This window comes from Caulobacter sp. UC70_42 (assembly GCF_044056025.1).
Taxonomy (GTDB): Bacteria; Pseudomonadota; Alphaproteobacteria; order Caulobacterales; family Caulobacteraceae; genus Caulobacter.
On record NZ_CP171994.1, the window covers coordinates 2,664,710 to 2,680,883 of the forward strand.

The window sequence follows — 16,174 nt, forward strand, 5'->3', positions numbered from 1 at the left end:
CAAACAAAAAGCCCCGACGCGCGCCGCGCCGGGGCTTCATGCTTCAATCTGTAGGAAGGTCTACCGCACCGGCGTGTCCGCCAGCACCGACGCCCCGCCCGGCGCGGCCCGCAGGCGGGCCTTGGCCATCTCGTCCAGGATCGCCTGGGAGCGCGGATCGCCCAGCACCCAGGCAGCGGCCGCCAGGGTCTTGGCCGAGGTCTCGCTGACGCCCAGGAAGCGCTCGAAGGCCTCGAACGGCGACTTGCCGCCATCCATGCGCTTGAGGCGCACATCGTCCTTCAGCTTGGCCAGGGCCTTGGCCTTGTCGACCGCGTCGTAGAAGCCGCCCAGCTCGTCGACCAGGCCCAGCTGCTTGGCCTGCTCGCCGGTCCAGACGCGGCCCTTGGCGATCTCGCGCACGCGCTCGGGCGGCAGGTGACGGCCCTCGGCCACGCGGGCGACGAAACCGGCATAGATGCGGTCCATCCAGCCGGAGAACTTGGCGCGCTGCTCGGGCGTGAAGCCCTCGCCCGCGCCGAAGGCCTGCGAATAGTCGCCGCCGACATGCAGGGGCTTGGTGTCGACGCCGAACCGGGCGAGGGCGTCGCCCAGGGCGAACTTGCCGCCATAGACGCCGATCGAGCCGGTCAGGGTCGAGGGTTGGGCGACGATCGAATTGGCCTGGCTGGAGATCCAGTAGCCGCCCGAGGCCGCATAGGTCCCCATGCTGACCACCACCGGCTTGCCGGCCGTCTTGGCCGCCCTGACCGACGCCAGGATCTGCTCCGAGGCGGTGTCCGAACCGCCGGGCGAGGACACGCGGAACACGATCGCCTTGACGTCCTTGTCGTCGATCGCCGTCTTGAAGGCCTGGGCCACGGTGTCGGAATAGACGTTGCCGTCGCCGCTGAACGGCGAGCCGCCACCGTCGGCGCCCGTGACGATCGCGCCCTCGGCGCCGATCACGGCGATGGCCGGGCCGGTCTTGACGGTCGGCGGCTTGGAACGGGCCGCGTAGTCGTCGAAATCGACAAGTTTCGCCCCCTTGCCGGCCTTGTCGAGGGCGAAGGCCTGGATGTCGCTGACCTGGCCGACCTTGTCGATCAGGCCTTTGCCCTGCGCTTCCTGGGCGCTGTACGGCCCCGCCTCAAGGGTCCTGGTCAGGGCGACCGGATCGCGCTTGCGGTCGATCGCAGCGCTGGTCAGAGCCGTGCGATAGACCGAGCCCATCCATGACAGCGTCGATTCCCGGTGAGCCGGGGTATAGTCGCTGTAGAGATAGGGGTTCACCGCGTTCTTGTACTCGTAGCGTTGCTCGTACTCGGCCTTGACGCCGTATTTGTCGAAGAAGCGCTTGAAGAACATTGCCTCCGACGAAACGCCGACCGCCTGGAAGCTGGAGTCGGGCTGCATCCAGAACTCGCTGGAGGCCGCGCCCAGCATGTAGGTCGAGGTGACCATGCCGGACGGATAGAGCCCCTGGCTGTGGGCGTAGATCGGCTTCTTGCCGGTCTCGCGGAAGTGCTTGAACGCCAGGCGCAGCTCGTCGGCTGCCGCCGGAGCCATGCCGCCCTCGGGCAGGCGCACCAGGACGGCCTGGACCTTGTCGTCCTTCTCGGCGCGCCGCAGCGTCTCGATGATCGACATCACCGAACTCCCGCCGCCGCCGAACGCGGCGAAGGGGTTCTGAGGCGCCTGGTCCGACAGGCCGCCGCGCAGGTCCAACTGCAGCACGGTGTGGGTGGGAACGGGGGCGGGTCGGGCCGCGCCGGCGGCCATCACGATGAGCAGGAAGGGGACGCCGACCACGAACAGCAGAAGACCGACGAAGACGCCGGCGACGGTCAGGAAGAACTGCTTCATCGGAGGTCCTGTGAGCGAAACCGGCGACAAGCTAACCGCTGTTCGGGTTGCGACCAAATGAACAGCGCGCAACGCGCCCCGGTTCTGGCGAGTCGCAAGTCAGGCGCCGCTCTCGCGACGCCTAAACTTATGAATTTTGGGCTGTTTTCCCGCCTCTGGTTGGCGGGGAGAAAATGGTCGGAGTGGCAGGATTTGAACCTGCGACCCCTGCGTCCCGAACGCAGTGCTCTACCAGACTGAGCCACACTCCGACTTGGAGGCCGGCCTTATAGGGGGCGGTTTCGGAGGGCGCAAGCGCCTTTTTCGAGGTTCGCGCGAGGACCCGAAAAAAGTTCTGAAATGGCCTGTTGCATCCGTCCGAGTCGTGAGCTATTTCCACCGCCTCGCCGAGCCCCGAGGGGTTTCGCCGTTCCTGCTGGGGAATGGTGTAATGGTAACACTGCGGTTTTTGGTACCGTCATTCTAGGTTCGAGTCCTAGTTCCCCAGCCACTTCCTTCCATCACTAGTCGAGCTGATCTTCAGCTCTTGCACGCGTTCCCGCGCCGGATGCGTGCGCCGGTCGCTGTCGCCCGCGTGGCGGTCTCCGCGAGATTTCGCGAGGCCCGCGGCTTGGTCGTCGAGGAGGGGGCGGGGTCGACGGCGGCGTGGATACAATCGATTGGCAAGTCCATTCGCGCAATGATCATGTCGGCCCGCGGCTGTTCTCGGGCCGCGAGGGGTAATCGGCGCCGCTTCGAGCGTTGAGCACGCAGCATGTCGCGGTATTGGCCCCGAGGATGTCAGAACTCATGCAAGTTGAGTTCGCAGTTGCGAGATAGAGGGCTGCACCCTGGGGTTTAGCTTTCGAATCGATGCCTGATATCGGCGATGTCACCGTTATAGTTGGCGAAAATTAGCGCTGCTGAGCCCGTTCAACGACAGTGAATTGTTACGGTAATTCACGAATTGGCTGAGAAATAACCGGCAAACTACTTGTTTTTCTCAGGCGACCGTGTAATTGCGAACCAAAGGGGAATGGAGTTGTGATCGTGGAAGATAAAGCGACCCTAATCGAGCTCACCGCCGAGATCGTGGCCAACTATGTGGCCAATAACGTTACGCCGGTTTCCGAACTTCCAGCGTTGATCCGTGCTACGCACGATGCTCTGGCCGGTATTGGCGCGCCGCCGGCGCCCACGGTCGAGGCCGTGACCAAGGCGACGCCGGCTCAGATCCGCAAGAGCATTACGCCGGAGGCTCTGATCAGCTTCGAAGACGGCAAGCCCTACAAGACTTCTGAAGCGCCACCTCACGACCCACGGCATGACCGTCGCCGAGTATAAGGCCAAGTGGGGTCTGCCGAACGACTACCCGACCACGGCGCCCGCCTATAGCGAGGCCCGTTCGGCGATGGCCAAGGCTCTTGGTCTGGGCCAGGGCGGCCGCAAGGGCAAGGCCACGCGCTCGCGCAAGGGCTGATCGCTCACAGACCTTTGGAACGACGAAGGGGACGCCGGCGGCGTCCCTTTTTCGTATCCGCTCTTCAGCAAGCTCAGGCCGCCCCGCGTCCTTCGGTCTCGTCGACCTCCGTGATCTCCAGAGCCCGGGCCAGGGCCTCGACCAGGCGCGGAACTTCGACCGGCTTGGGCACCATGGCGTCCATGCCGGCGTCGGCGTAGAGCGTCCGCTCATGGGTCAGCACGCTGGCGGTCACGGCGATGATCGGGGTGCGAGGCCGACCCGTCCTGCGCTCGCCCTCGCGGATGGCCTTGCTGGCCTCGACGCCGTCCATGACCGGCATGTGCACGTCCATCAGGATCGCGTCCCAGCGGTCGGTTTCCCACATCGCCACCGCGTCGCGGCCGTCCACGGCGAAGTGGCCGTCGACGCCCAGATGGCTCAGCAGGGTCAGCAGCACGGCGCGGTTCGTCTGGTTGTCGTCAACGACCAGAATTCGCGGCGCGCCAGCCTTGTCTTCGAGCTCGGGCGTGGCGATGTCGAGGGTCGGAGCGGGAGCGGCCTTGGCCATCGGCAGGACAAGGGTGAAGCAGGCGCCGCCTTCGGCTGGAGCCGAGAAGGCGATCGCGCCGCCCATCAGTTCGGTCAGGGTCTTGCAGATCGCCAGGCCCAGGCCCGAGCCGCCGGCCTGGCGGGTGCTGGAGCTGTCCAACTGGGCGAACTTGGTGAAGAGACGGTCGCGCTGGTCCTCGGGGATGCCGACACCGGTGTCGATCACGCGCGCGGTCAGCGTCGTGGCGTCGCCCTCGACAATGACCCGCACCGCGCCGGCCTCGGTGAATTTGACGGCGTTGGAGATCAGGTTCGACAGCACCTGGCGCAGGCGCTCGGCGTCGCCCAGGCGCCAGCCGCCAGCGTCAGGCGCGACCTCCAGACTGAACGCCAGGTCCTTGTCGCGCGCCAGGCCGCCATAGAGCTGGCGCAGCGCGTTGAGCTGGGCGCAGAGGTCGAACGGAGCGGGCTGGATGTCCATCTTGCCAGCCTCGATCTTGGAGATGTCGAGGATGGCGTTGATCACGCCCAGCAGCGACTGGCCCGAGGCGGTGATGGTCTCCAGGCGTTGGCGCTGGTCGGGCGAGAGGTCGCCGGCGCCCATGATCTGGGCCATGCCCAGCACGCCGTTCAGCGGGGTGCGGATCTCGTGGCTCATGGTGGCCAGGAATTCGGTCTTGGCGCGATTGGCGGTCTCGGCGGCCAAGGCCAGCGCCTGGGCTTCGGTCCTCAGGCGGCGGTTCTCGGTCAGCTCGCGCTGCAGCTCGGCGGTCAGGGTCTCGCTGGCCAGGCGCGCGCGCACTTCGCGGCCGACGACGCCGCGCATCAGGGTCGACATGCCGGCCGCCGCGAAGGCCCCGGCCACGCCGACATAGAGGAACTGATCGACGCTCTCCGGCGGGACATGGCGGGTCATCCACAGGAGCCCGGTGATCGCGGCGGTCGCGCTGATCATCGCGACACGCCGGCTAGGCGCGGAGGTCGCGAAGACCAGGGCCATCAGCACGAAATAGACCAGCTTCTGCGCCTCGAAGTGCAGGGTCTGGTAGGCCACGGTGTTGATCAAGAAGAGGGCGTTCATGCCCAGGGTCAGCGCCTCAAGCGGCAGGCCCATGATCCGGCCCCGGCGCAGCAGGACCCAGGCGCACACGGCGTAGAGACCGGCGGCGACGGACAGACCTTCCAGAACGACGAGCGCTAGGCCGGTCTCGTAGAAGGGGTGAGAGACGCTGATGAGCGCATAGTAGATCGAGGTCGCGAACAAGTAGCCGCTGACGATCGGCACATAGGCGCGCATCAGAGCGACCTTTTCCGGTCGCGTTTGCTTGGCTTTCGAAGCGGTCACAACCTGTCCTCGATCATCCCCAGAGCGGGATCCTAGACGAAGACTAGTTAAGCCTTGCTTCGAACGTCGGTATTAGACTCCGCTGAGGGCCATACCGGGGGCGTCCGGCGGGGTCGCGCCGCCGCCGTTCAAAGGGCGCTGCATCCACACCAGGTCGACCCAGCGGCCGAACTTGTGGCCCATGTCCGGGAAAACACCTTTCTTTTCAAAGCCAAGCGCCGTGTGCAGGCCGATCGACGCGGTGTTGCCGCTGTCGCCGATCACGGCGCACATTTGCCGCAGACCCAAGGCTTCGCAACGTACGATCAACGCCTCCAGCAGCGCCCGACCGACGCCCTTGCCGACCGCCTTGGGCGAAACATAGACGCTGTCCTCGACCGTGTAGCGATAGGCCGCGCGCAGGCGGAACGGGCCGGCGTAGCAGTAGCCGACGACCTCGCCGTCCACCTCGGCGACCAGATAGGGCAGGCCGCGATCCAGGAAGTTCGCGCGGCGGCGGGTCATCTCGGCCTGGTCCGGCGGACTCTCTTCGAACGTGCCCAGACCGTTCAAGACGTTCCAGGCGTAGATTTCGGTGATGGCGGGAAGGTCTGCGTCGACGGAAGGGCGGATAACGACGGAACTCATTTCGACCAGCCCTTTTCCACCGCCCAGACGGCGAAGGCGTAGTCGAGCGCGATCTCCTTGAGGAAATCGAAGCGTCCCGAGGCCCCGCCATGGCCGGCGTCCATATTGATCTTCAGCAGAACGGGATTGCTGCTGGTTGTGAAGTCGCGGAGCTTGGCGACCCACTTCTCGGGTTCCCAGTAGGTGACGCGAGGATCCGAGAGACCGCCGGTGGCCAGCACGGCCGGATAGGGCTTGGCCGAGACGTTGTCGTACGGCGAGTAGCTGGCGATGTAGTCGTAGGCCTCCTTGTCCTCCAGCGGATTGCCCCACTCGGGCCATTCCGGCGGGGTCAGGGGCAGGGACGTGTCGCTCATGGTGTTGACCACGTCGACAAAGGGCACGGCGGCGATGATCCCGGCGAACAGGTCCGGCCGCATGTTGGTGATGGCGCCCATCAGCAGGCCGCCGGCCGAGCCGCCATAGGCGACCGTGTTCGAAGGCGCGCCGTAACCGGCCGCGTGCAGGTGCTCGGCGCAGGCGATGAAGTCGGTGAAGGTGTTCTTCTTCTTGAACTTCTTGCCGTCCAGGAACCAGCCCCACCCCTTTTCCGAGCCGCCGCGCGGGCAGGCCGTGGCCCAGATCCAGCCGCGGTCGACAAGGCTGAGGTTCCGGATCGAGAAGCTGGGCTCCATGGCGATGCCGTAGCTGCCGTAGCCGTACAGCAGCAGCGGGGCCGAGCCGTCCAGCGGGGTTCCCTTCTTCATCAGGATGAACACCGGCACGTCGGTCCCGTCGCTGGCCTTGGCGTTCAGGCGGCGGGTCTCGTACTGGGCCGGGTCGTGGCCTGACGGGATCTCCTGGGTCTTGCGCAGGGTGCGCTGGCGCGAAGCCATGTCGTAGTCGAACCACTGCCGGGGCGTGGTCATCGAGTTGTAGACGAAGCGCAGGTTGTCGGTGTCGTACTCGTAGCCCCCCTCGAGGCTGAGCGCGTAGGCCGCCTCATCGAAGCCGATGGTGTGCTCGTCGCCGTTCACGGCGGTGACCACGACCTGGTTCAGGGCGTCCACCTTCTCCAGCCGCACGAACCAGGCCTTGAAGGCCATGGTCCCGGAGATCAGGCGGCCCGGCTTGTGGGCGATCCAGTCTTTCCAGTTCGCCTTGCCGGTGGCGGTCTCGGGGCAGGTAACCAGCTTCCAGTCGACGGCGCCGTCGGCGTTGGTGCGGATCACCCAGTGGTCGTTCCAGTGCTCGACCTCGTAGCGGACGCCCACCTCGCGCGGGTGGAAGACGACCGGCGTCGCGGTCGGCGTGGCGGCCGGGATCAGCAGGTTCTCGCTGGTTTCCTGGTTGCCGCACGAGATGACGACGTACTTCTCGGAGCTGGTGACGCCGACGCCAATGAAGAAACCCTCGTCGGGCTCGTCATAGATCAGCACGTCGTCCTGAGCCGTCCCCTTGGCCGGGCGACGATAGATCTTGGCCGGGCGGCCGTTGTCGTCGCGGAACGTCCAGTACAGCCACTGGCTGTCGGGCGAGAAACAGAAGTCGCCGGTGGAGCTCTCGACCGGACTTTCCAGGACCTTGCCGGTCGCCAGCTCCTTGACATGGACGCGGTAGACTTCCGAACCCTGCTCGTCGACAGCGAAGGCGTAGAGCTTGTGGTCTGGCGAATGGCTGGCCGCGCCGACCTGATAGAAGGCCTTGCCCTTGGACTCGGTCTCCTCGTCGAGCAGGATCTCCTCGGCGCCGCCGCCGATTGGCTTGCGAGCGTGGATCGGGTGCTGAGCGCCCTTCTCGAAGCGGGTGTAGAACTCGAAGGGACCGTCCTTGGCGGGGACGCTGGCGTCGTCCTCCTTGATGCGCCCCTTCATCTCCTCGAACATTGTCGCCTGCAGCGCTTCGGTCGAGGCGAGCATGGCCTTGGCGTAGGCGTTCTCCTCGGTCAGGTGCGCCTTGACGTCGGCCTTGATCAGGGCCGGGTCGCGCAGAACCCTCTGCCAGTTGTCGTCCTTCATCCAGGCATAGTCGTCGACGCGGGTGCGCCCCAGTTGCTCGATCGTCTTGGGGATCTTGCGCGCGACCGGGGGAACGGGGCGGGCTGCGTCTGAGGACATGGCGGATCCGAAAGCTATTTCAGGGAGGACTATGGGGGATGACGTAAGCGTCGCAGCCGCGCTCGTCATCATCTGTCGCCGGTTCATGGCCAGAATTTTCCCCAACAGGCTCTAACGCGCGACTGCGGCAGAACGACAACTTGCGGCGCGAGAATCCTGTGGTCAAACTCACTCGGTAGTCGGGCGAGTAGTCGAGTTAAGCGTAACCAAGGGGGCGATATGGCCTGGGATCTGTCGGTCGACCTGATCAAGGCGACGGTCCAGATTGAACAGCCGCTGGGCGACGGCACGCGGACGGTCGGCACCGGCTTTCTGATCTCCGACCCGACCCCTGACGGCAAGCCGCGAACCATCCTGGTCACCGCCGCCCACGTGTTCGACAAGATGCCCTCGGTGTCGGCCAAGGTCGGCTACCGCATCGAAGGCGGCGACGGCGTGTGGCGCTTCGATCCCGAGACCCTGAAGATCCGCGACGGCGACCATCCGCTGTGGGTCAAGCACCCGACCCGCGACGTCGCGGTCATGGTGGTCGAGGCGCCGCCCGAGTTCGTCAAGGCCGCCATCCCGATCAACTACCTGGCCCAGGACGACACCTTCAACAAATACGCCCTCGGCCCTGGCGACGAGATGATGGCCCTGGGCTTCCCGCGCGGTCTCTCCGCGAACCCGGCCGGCTTCCCGATCCTGCGTTCGGGCCGCGTGGCCAGCTATCCTCTGGCGCCGGCGACCAATTTTCCGACCTTCCTGATGGACTTTTCGGTGTTCCCCGGCAATTCGGGCGGACCGGTGTTCATGGCCGAGGGCGCGCGCCGACGGCCGGGCGCCAGCGAAAGCCAGGAGGTCCAGTTCGTGGCCGGCCTCCTGACCCAGCAGGTCGAGCTTTCGGGCGAGCGTCTGGAGATCGGCATCGTCACCCACGCCAAGTTCATCCGGGAGACCCTGGCCCTGCTGGACAAGGTTCCCGGCTCGCCGGTGACCCAGGCGCGGCTATCGAAACCCGAGACGCCCATCCCGGGCGCGATCCCGGCGGTGGCGGTCTCGGCCAACGCGATGGGCGCTTCGCACTAGGCTTTAAGGGGAACTAGACCCGCGCCCGACCCGTTTCTTCTGCAACGCAACACCAGCAACCGCAGGAGTAAGCCATGAGCACCAATCGTGTCGAAGGCGCTATCGACAAGGGCGTGGGCGCCGCCAAGGAAGCCGTCGGCAAGGCCACGGACAACGAACGCCTCGAAGCCGAGGGCGCGGCCCAGAAGGTCAAGGGCGACATCCAGAACAAGGTGGGCAAGGTTCAGGACAAGGTCGGCGACGCCATCAAGAAATGAACACCCGCCTATGACTGACCGAAGCGGCCGCCGGAGCGATCCGGCGGCCGTTTCGCGTTTGGGCCGAGCCGTCCGTTAGTCGGCCGCTTCCTCGTAGGTCGCCGCATAGGTCACCGGGAAGTTCACCGATCTGGCGATGAAGCAGACCTTGTGGATCTCGTGATGGATGGCGTCGGCCTTGGCCAGGTCCGCGCCGCGTTCCACCCTGATGTGCGGCTTCAGAGTGGCGCTCAGGAAGCGGCCAGCGCCGTCGGCCGTGCTCTCGCCGACGCCGATCGGCTGGTCGCGGTAGCCGCGCACCACGATCCCGGCGACCGAGGCCAGGTGCAGGTACCACAGCATGTGGCAGGCGCTCAGCGAGGACAGCAGCAGGTCTTCGGGATTGTGCAGCGTCGGGTCGCCGCCCAGCAGCGGGTCGTTGGAACAGGGCACCGGCGGCTTGCCGGGCGTGGCGATGGTCCAGGTGCGGTCGTAGCCGCTATAGGTCTTCGTCCCCTGGCCCCGGTCGCCGGTCCATTCGATCAGGCTGGTATAGTCGTGTTGCTTGGCCATGAGACGCTCCTCGGACCGCTCGACGCTTAGCGCGATTCCGGCGGTCCGAGGGTCGTGGGCGACCTATGCTCCGTAGATCACCGAGATCGTCTCGGCCACGCACGCCGGGCGCTCCTCGCCCTCGATCTCGATCGTGCATTCGTTCTTCATCTGCAGGCCGCCCGACTTGGGCTCGGCCGACAGCAGCTTCTGGCGCATGCGCACGCGCTTGCCGACCCGGACCATGCCGGTGAAGCGGACCTTGTCGCAGCCATAGTTGATACCGCGTGTGACGCCGGTGACGCGCAGGATGTCCGCGCCCAGCATCGGGATCAGCGACAGGGTCAGGTAGCCGTGAGCGATCGGGCCGCCGATCTCCCGGGTGGCGCGCTCGACGTCGACGTGGATCCACTGGTGGTCGCCGGTGGCCTCGGCGAACAGGTTGACGCGCTCCTGGGTGACCTCGACCCAGTCTGACACGCCGATCTCCTGGCCGACCAGGCTGGCGACGTCGGCGTAGGCGACTTCCTTCATGGTGTTTTCTCCCCAAAACGATCTGGCAAACAGTTGTTCGGATAGAGACCAGTCCGGACGTCGCGGGTCAACCGGAGAAGGTCGAAACCACCAGCCAGACATTCGCCGCCGAGATCACCACGAACAGGAACCAAGCGACGATCTTGGTCAGCCAGCCATTGGCGAAGACGCCCATCAGCGCCTTGTCGTCGGTGAAGCGCAGCAGCGGCCAGATGGCGAACGGCAGCTGAGCCGAGAGGACCACCTGGGTCAGCACCAGCAGCTTGCCGACCGAGTGTTCGCCCAGGGTCAGCACGCCGATCAGGGCCGGGACGATGGCCAGACCGCGGGTGATCAGTCGCCGCTGCCAGCAAGGGATTTTCAGGTCCAGGAACCCCTCCAGGATCACCTGGCCGGCGATGGTGCCGGTGAAGGTCGAGCTCTGGCCCGAGGCGAACAGGGCGATGGCGAACAGCACGCCGGCCAACGCGCCGCCGGTGACCGGGGCCAGCAGTTGTTGGGCCTCCTCGATGCCGGCCACCTCGGTCAGGCCCGAGCGGTGGAAGGCCGAGGCCGCCAGGATCAGGATGGCGGCGTTGATGAACAGCGCCAGGGCCAGCGACACGACGGTGTCGAGGGTCGACAGGCGAAGGGCGGCCCGCTTGCCCGCCTCGTCGGCCGGCGTCACCCGGGTCTGAACGATCGCCGAGTGCAGGTAGAGGTTATGCGGCATGATCGTCGCGCCCAGGATGCCGATCGCCAGATAGAGAGCGTTGCCCTGTTTCAGCGCGTCCAGCGATGGAACGAGACCCCGCGCGACGTCGCCGGCATTGGGCGGAGCCAGGATCAGCTGGACCGCGAAACAGATCCCGATCGTCGAGATCAGGCCCAGGATGATCGCCTCCAGCTGCCGGAAGCCCTTGCCCTTGAGGCCCAGCACGATGACCGTGTCCAGCGCGGTCAGCAGCACCCCGCCCCACAGCGGTATGCCCAGCAGCAGCTTGAAGGCCAGGGCCGAACCCAGCACCTCGGCGATGTCGCAGGCGATGATGGCCAGTTCGGCCAGCAGCCACTGGACCTTGACCGTGCGCGGCCCGAACCGTTCGCGCGACATGCGGGCCAGGTCCTTGCCCGTGACCAGGCCCAGTCGCATCGACAGGGTCTGCAGCACGATCGCCGCCAGGCTCGACAGAACCACGACGAACAGCAGCGACGTTCCGTAGCGCGAGCCGGCCTCGATGTCGGTCGCCCAGTTGCCTGGGTCCATGTAACCGACGCTGACCAGCAGGCCAGGCCCGGCGACCCGCAGCATCCGCTTCCAGGTCGGCAGGCCATCGGGCACGGCGACCGCGCCCCGAACCTCCGCCGGACAGAATGGCGCGGTGGCGGTCTTGGGAAGGCGGTCGAGCAGGGCGGCGAGCATGGCCAAGCGTTAGCGTGGATTCGCCGCACGTATAGAACCAAAGGCGCGGCTTAGCGCTCCAACGCCGCGCGTGCGGTCTGGGGCAGCAGGCTGACGGCCTCGTCCAGCAGGGTCCGCCACGTCTCGCCGCGCTCGCGGGCCTCGACATAGGCGTCACGGAGGGCGAAGGGGTCGTCCTGGGCCAGGGCTCCGATCAGCGCCGTCGCCTGTTCGAGGTCCTTCCGCCGCTTCGGGTTGGCCTGGCTGCGTTTGCGCGAGATGATTAGCTTGTGGACCGCGTAGCGCGCCGGGGCGGGAACGCGCACCAGCACGCCGTCGCCATGCAGCACGGCGGCTTCGATGGTTTCTCGCAGCAAGAAATCGAGGAAGCGCAGGGGCGTGGCGTCTGTCTTTAATGCATCAAGGCGTGATGTCTCTTCGTCGCCTGCGTTCCGGCTGGTGGTCAGCACGTCGACCGCGTAGCCGTCGGGCGTGCGGTAGGTCGCGCTCTTGCTGGGATCCAGCTTGGGCACGGGCGAGAAGGCCGTGTCGGCTGCGCGCAGGACGTCCAGGAACGACCGGTCCAGGCCGTCGTCCAGCGCCGTCGAGATCCCATAGTCCTGGGCGATGTCGAGGTCGCCGGTCCGCACGGCCTGAGCAGGCAGGATGAAGCCGAGCAAGGCGCCGTAGGTCTGGAAGGCCACGGTGCCGACGATCGCCGCGCGCAGGCGGAAGACGCCAGCATGGGCCAAGGTTTGGAGGATGCGGCCCGTTCGGTCGTCCGGCGCATGAAGTCCGGACGCGCGCAGGGCGCGCACCAGCATGCGACGGCCCTTCGCGGCGTTCCTCAGGGACTTGGCGCGCTCGATGGTTTCAAGCAATTCGGGGGTTTCGGGGCCCAGATACCGCTCGGGGCGCTCGCCATCCACCTGCCTCGACCGGACATACCAGTAGAAGCGCCCCTTGCGTTCGCGGCGTAGGAAGCTGGCGCCCTCGCCGAACTCGGCGATCTGCGCGGCGCGGAGCTGATCCAGCAGATCTGCGACGTTCGTGTGGATCGCTAAGGGCAGGCGCTGAAGGGTCACGACATCACCGTTGCCACCACTTTCTATAGAGTGGTGGCAACTTGTCGGAAAATCAACAGGAAGGTGGACCTAGACGATCCGGCTCTCGCCCTTGCCCCAATAGGCGTCGCGGATCAGGCGCTTGTAGAGCTTGCCGGTCGGGTGCCGGGGCAGTTCGGCCATGAAGTCGATCCGCCTGGGCGACTTCACGTGGCTGAGATTGGCGCGGGCGAAGGCCATCAGCTCGGCGGCGAGAGCCGCCTGATCCTCGGCGTGGTCCATGGGCTGGATGACCGCCACGACCTGCTCGCCCATCTCCTCGCAGGGCGCGCCGACCACGGCGGCGTCGGCGACCTTGGGGTGGGTGATCAGCAGGTTCTCGATCTCCTGCGGATAGATGTTCACCCCGCCCGAGATGATCATGAAGCTCTTGCGGTCGGTCAGGTAGAGGAAGCCTTCCTCGTCCGCCCAGCCGACGTCGCCCAGCGTCGTCCAGCCGTGCTTGTTGTAGCTCTCGGCGGTCTTCTCCGGGGCGTTGTGATAGTTCACCGCCGGGCCGTTGGCGAAGTAGACCGCGCCCTCGGTGCGGGGCGGGACCGGGTCGCCGGCGTCGTCGCAGATCCGCAGTTCGCCCAGCACCGCCTGGCCGACGCTGCCCTTGTGGGTCAGCCAGTTCTCGGAGTTGATCCAGCAGAAGCCGTTGCCCTCGGTGCCGGCGTAGTACTCGTAGATCACCGGACCCCACCAGGCGATCATCTGCTCCTTGACCGGGATGGGGCAGGGGGCGGCCGCGTGGACCGCGGACTTCATCGACGACACGTCGTACCTGGCGCGGACCTCTTCCGGCAACTTCAGCATCCGCACGAAGTGGGTCGGGACGAACTGGCCGCAATTGACCTTGTGCCGCTCGATCAGGGCCAGAGCGGTCTCGGGATCGAACTTCTCCAGCACGATCACCGTGCCGCCCAGCTTGTGGACGGTCATGCACCAGCGCAGCGGGGCGGCGTGGTAGAGCGGGGCGGGCGAGATGTAGACGCTGTCGCCGGAAAAGCCGAACAGCCCCTGGGCCATCATCTGCAAGGCGTTGGGCGCGTCGATCGGGCCGCCGTTCAGGGCCGGCTTCACGCCCTTGGGGCGGCCGGTGGTGCCGGACGAGTAGAGCATGTCCGAACCGGCGCTCTGGTCGGCGATCAGCGTGGTCGGCTCGCCGGCGCGGGCCGTCTCCAAGTCGGCATAGGCGCCGTGCTTGCCGCCGACCGAGAACAGGGTCAGGTCGGGGACCAGCCTGGCCACCTCGTCGATCAACGGGCCCATGGCGGTGGAGGTGATGAACACCTTCGCCCCGCAGTCCTTGAGGATATATTCGACCTCGGCGGCGGTCAGCTTGGTCGAGACGCAGACGAAGTAGAGCCCCGCACGCTGCGCCGCCCAGGCGACCTCGAAGAAGCGGGCGTTGTTCTCCATCAGGATGGCGATGACGTCGCCTTGCTGCAGGCCGAGCGACCGGAACAGGTGCGCGCCCTGGTTCGAGCGCTGGTCCAGCTGGGCGTAGGTCACCACCTCGCCGGAGCCGGCCATGATGTAGGCGGGCTTGTCGCCTTGGGTCTGGGCGTGGAGGTAGGGGTGCATGTCCGGGACCTCTTCGGCTCAGGCGGCGACGGGCGCGCGGGCGGCTTCGCGGATCATGTCGCTGGCCTTTTCGGCGATCATGATCGTGGGAGCGTTGGTGTTGCCGGAGACGAGGCGCGGCATGACCGAGGCGTCGACGACGCGCAGGCCCTCGACCCCGCGCACGCGCAGCTGGGCGTCGACCACGGCCATCACGCCCTGACCCATCTGGCACGTGCCGACCGGGTGGTAGATCGTCGAGCCGGAGAGGCGGGCATAGGCCAGCAGCTGCTCGTCGGTCGTGAACTCGCCGCCCGGATTGATCTCGCTCTCGACATAGGGCGACAGCGCGGCGGCCTGGCCGATCTTGCGCGCCCACTTCAGGCCCGCCACGGCGACTTCCTGGTCCAGAGGATCGGCCAGGTAGTTGGCGAAGATGGTCGGGTAGACGCTCGGATCCGCCGACTTGATCCGCACGTGTCCGCGACTCTCGGGACGCAGCTGGCAGGGGGCGATGGTCAGGCCGGGGGCGTTCTCCAGCTCCATCTTCTGTTCGTTGACCAGCTTGTCCAGGTCCATGGTCGCGGGAAGGATGTGGAACTGGATATCCGGCCCAGCCAGGTCCGGACGCGACTTGCAGAACGCGGCGATGTGCGCGGCCGACAGGGTCAGAAGGCCCTTGCGCTGGAAGAGGTAGCGCAACGCCTCGCCGGCCAGCCGGCCGCCCTTGGACTGCTCGTTGACCGAGACCACGCCGGCCTTAAGCCTATAGCGCACGCTCATCACGTAGTGGTCCTGCAGGTTCTCGCCGACGCCCGGCAGATCCCGGATTACGGGGACGCCGTTGCGGATCAGCAGTTCGGCGGGGCCGACGCCCGACAGCTGCAGCAGCTGCGGCGAGTTGATCGCGCCGCCGGCCAGGATGACCTCGGCCCGCGCCTTGGCCACGCGCTGGACGCCGTTCTGGGTGAACTCGACGCCGACCGCGCGCTTGCCCTCGAACAGCACCTTGCCGGCCAGGGCGTTGGTCTCGACCCGGAGGTTGGGGCGGTTCATCGCCGGGTGCAGATAGGCCACCGCGGCCGAGCAGCGCTGGCCGTTCTTGACGGTCAGCTGGTAGTAGGTCGCGCCCTCCTGGCTGGCGCCGTTGACGTCGTCGTTGCGCGGGATGCCGGCCTGCTCGCAGGCCTCGATCACCGCGTTCGAGATCGGGTTCTTCTCGGTGACGTCCGAGACGTTCAGCGGCCCGCCCGTGGCGTGCCAGTCGCAGGCCCCGCGCTCCTGGTGCTCGGCGCGGCGGAAGTAGGGGGCGACGTCATCCCAGCCCCAGCCCTCGCAGCCCAGTTGCCGCCAGCCGTCATAGTCGGCGTGCTGGCCGCGGATATAGAGCAGGCCGTTGATCGAGGACGAACCGCCCAGCACCTTGCCGCGCGGCCAGACGTGGGTGCGGCCGCCGGTGCCGGGGTCCGGTTCGGTCTGGTAGAGCCAGTTGACCTTGGGATCCTTCAGCGTCGACGAATAGCCGACCGGGATGTGGATCATCAGGTTCGAGGCGAACTGGGATAGGTTCTTGGTCGGGCGATCGTCGCCGCCGGCTTCCAGCAGCACGACCTTGAACTTTCCGCCCTCGGACAGCCGCGCGGCCAGCACGCAGCCAGCCGAGCCCGCGCCCACGACGACGTAGTCGGCCTCGATGATCCCGGTCATCGCTTCTCTCCCTTTAGCCGTTCGCGTGTGCCCCGCGTGATCGGCGTTAAGTTGGAGGATGCGCCCAGGATCCGCGATCGCGCAAGTTGCCGTCGCGGCGCCGTTGGTCCGACGTGTTTCC

11 protein-coding genes, 2 tRNA genes and 2 pseudogenes are annotated in these 16,174 nt (G+C 66.6%); 4 read left to right on the forward strand and 11 right to left on the reverse strand.

Annotated elements, in window-relative coordinates; genetic code table 11:
• Window positions 1-60: 60 nt before the first annotated feature.
• Complete coding sequence (gene sppA, locus ACHMW8_RS13445; RefSeq protein WP_395445809.1) at window positions 61-1,845, reverse strand: signal peptide peptidase SppA; 1,785 nt, start codon at window positions 1,843-1,845, stop codon at window positions 61-63.
• Window positions 1,846-2,019: 174 nt separating this feature from the next.
• Window positions 2,020-2,096 (reverse strand) — tRNA-Pro (locus tag ACHMW8_RS13450).
• Between the two features lie 165 nt (window positions 2,097-2,261).
• Here ACHMW8_RS13450 and ACHMW8_RS13455 point away from each other — a divergent pair.
• Window positions 2,262-2,335: transfer RNA gene (locus ACHMW8_RS13455), tRNA-Gln, on the forward strand.
• Between the two features lie 539 nt (window positions 2,336-2,874).
• A pseudogene (locus ACHMW8_RS13460) lies at window positions 2,875-3,304 on the forward strand (MucR family transcriptional regulator).
• A gap of 73 nt (window positions 3,305-3,377) precedes the next feature.
• Here the strand turns inward: ACHMW8_RS13460 and ACHMW8_RS13465 are convergent.
• The 3 genes from ACHMW8_RS13465 to ACHMW8_RS13475 all read right to left on the reverse strand — a co-directional run bounded on the left by ACHMW8_RS13465 (window position 3,378) and on the right by ACHMW8_RS13475 (window position 7,990).
• Window positions 3,378-5,180: an ATP-binding protein gene (locus tag ACHMW8_RS13465; RefSeq protein WP_395445810.1), complete on the reverse strand. Its 1,803-nt coding sequence runs from the start codon at window positions 5,178-5,180 to the stop codon at window positions 3,378-3,380.
• Between the two features lie 72 nt (window positions 5,181-5,252).
• Window positions 5,253-5,807, reverse strand: a complete 555-nt coding sequence (locus tag ACHMW8_RS13470) for a GNAT family N-acetyltransferase (RefSeq protein WP_395445811.1) — start codon at window positions 5,805-5,807, stop codon at window positions 5,253-5,255.
• Window positions 5,804-7,990 (reverse strand): S9 family peptidase, encoded by a 2,187-nt coding sequence (locus ACHMW8_RS13475; protein ID WP_395445812.1) that lies wholly within the window; start codon window positions 7,988-7,990, stop codon window positions 5,804-5,806. Before ACHMW8_RS13475 ends, ACHMW8_RS13470 begins: the two co-directional genes overlap by 4 nt.
• 132 nt (window positions 7,991-8,122) lie before the next feature.
• On the opposite strand from ACHMW8_RS13475, the gene ACHMW8_RS13480 reads away from it, so the two are divergent.
• Together ACHMW8_RS13480 and ACHMW8_RS13485 are read left to right on the forward strand one after the other, a co-directional pair.
• Window positions 8,123-8,971, forward strand: a complete 849-nt coding sequence (locus tag ACHMW8_RS13480; protein WP_125156073.1) for a serine protease — start codon at window positions 8,123-8,125, stop codon at window positions 8,969-8,971.
• A gap of 74 nt (window positions 8,972-9,045) precedes the next feature.
• Window positions 9,046-9,242, forward strand: a pseudogene (locus tag ACHMW8_RS13485) (CsbD family protein).
• Window positions 9,243-9,303: 61 nt separating this feature from the next.
• Here ACHMW8_RS13485 and ACHMW8_RS13490 read toward each other — a convergent pair.
• From ACHMW8_RS13490 to ACHMW8_RS13515, 6 genes are all read right to left on the reverse strand, one after another.
• Window positions 9,304-9,780 (reverse strand): OsmC family protein, encoded by a 477-nt coding sequence (locus ACHMW8_RS13490; protein WP_395445813.1) that lies wholly within the window; start codon window positions 9,778-9,780, stop codon window positions 9,304-9,306.
• Between the two features lie 63 nt (window positions 9,781-9,843).
• Entirely contained in the window at window positions 9,844-10,293 is a 450-nt protein-coding gene (locus ACHMW8_RS13495) for a MaoC family dehydratase (RefSeq protein ID WP_125156076.1), read from the reverse strand.
• Between the two features lie 67 nt (window positions 10,294-10,360).
• Window positions 10,361-11,695, reverse strand: coding sequence for an Nramp family divalent metal transporter (locus tag ACHMW8_RS13500; RefSeq protein ID WP_395445814.1), 1,335 nt, complete (start codon window positions 11,693-11,695; stop codon window positions 10,361-10,363).
• A gap of 50 nt (window positions 11,696-11,745) precedes the next feature.
• On the reverse strand, window positions 11,746-12,759 hold the full coding sequence (locus ACHMW8_RS13505) for a GSU2403 family nucleotidyltransferase fold protein (protein WP_395445815.1): 1,014 nt from the start codon (window positions 12,757-12,759) through the stop codon (window positions 11,746-11,748).
• A gap of 69 nt (window positions 12,760-12,828) precedes the next feature.
• The gene (locus ACHMW8_RS13510; protein WP_395445816.1) at window positions 12,829-14,367 is read right to left on the reverse strand and encodes an acyl-CoA synthetase; all 1,539 of its coding nucleotides are present in this window, start codon (window positions 14,365-14,367) and stop codon (window positions 12,829-12,831) included.
• Between the two features lie 18 nt (window positions 14,368-14,385).
• Window positions 14,386-16,053, reverse strand: coding sequence for a GMC family oxidoreductase (locus tag ACHMW8_RS13515; protein WP_395445817.1), 1,668 nt, complete (start codon window positions 16,051-16,053; stop codon window positions 14,386-14,388).
• Between the last annotated feature and the right edge of the window lie 121 nt (window positions 16,054-16,174).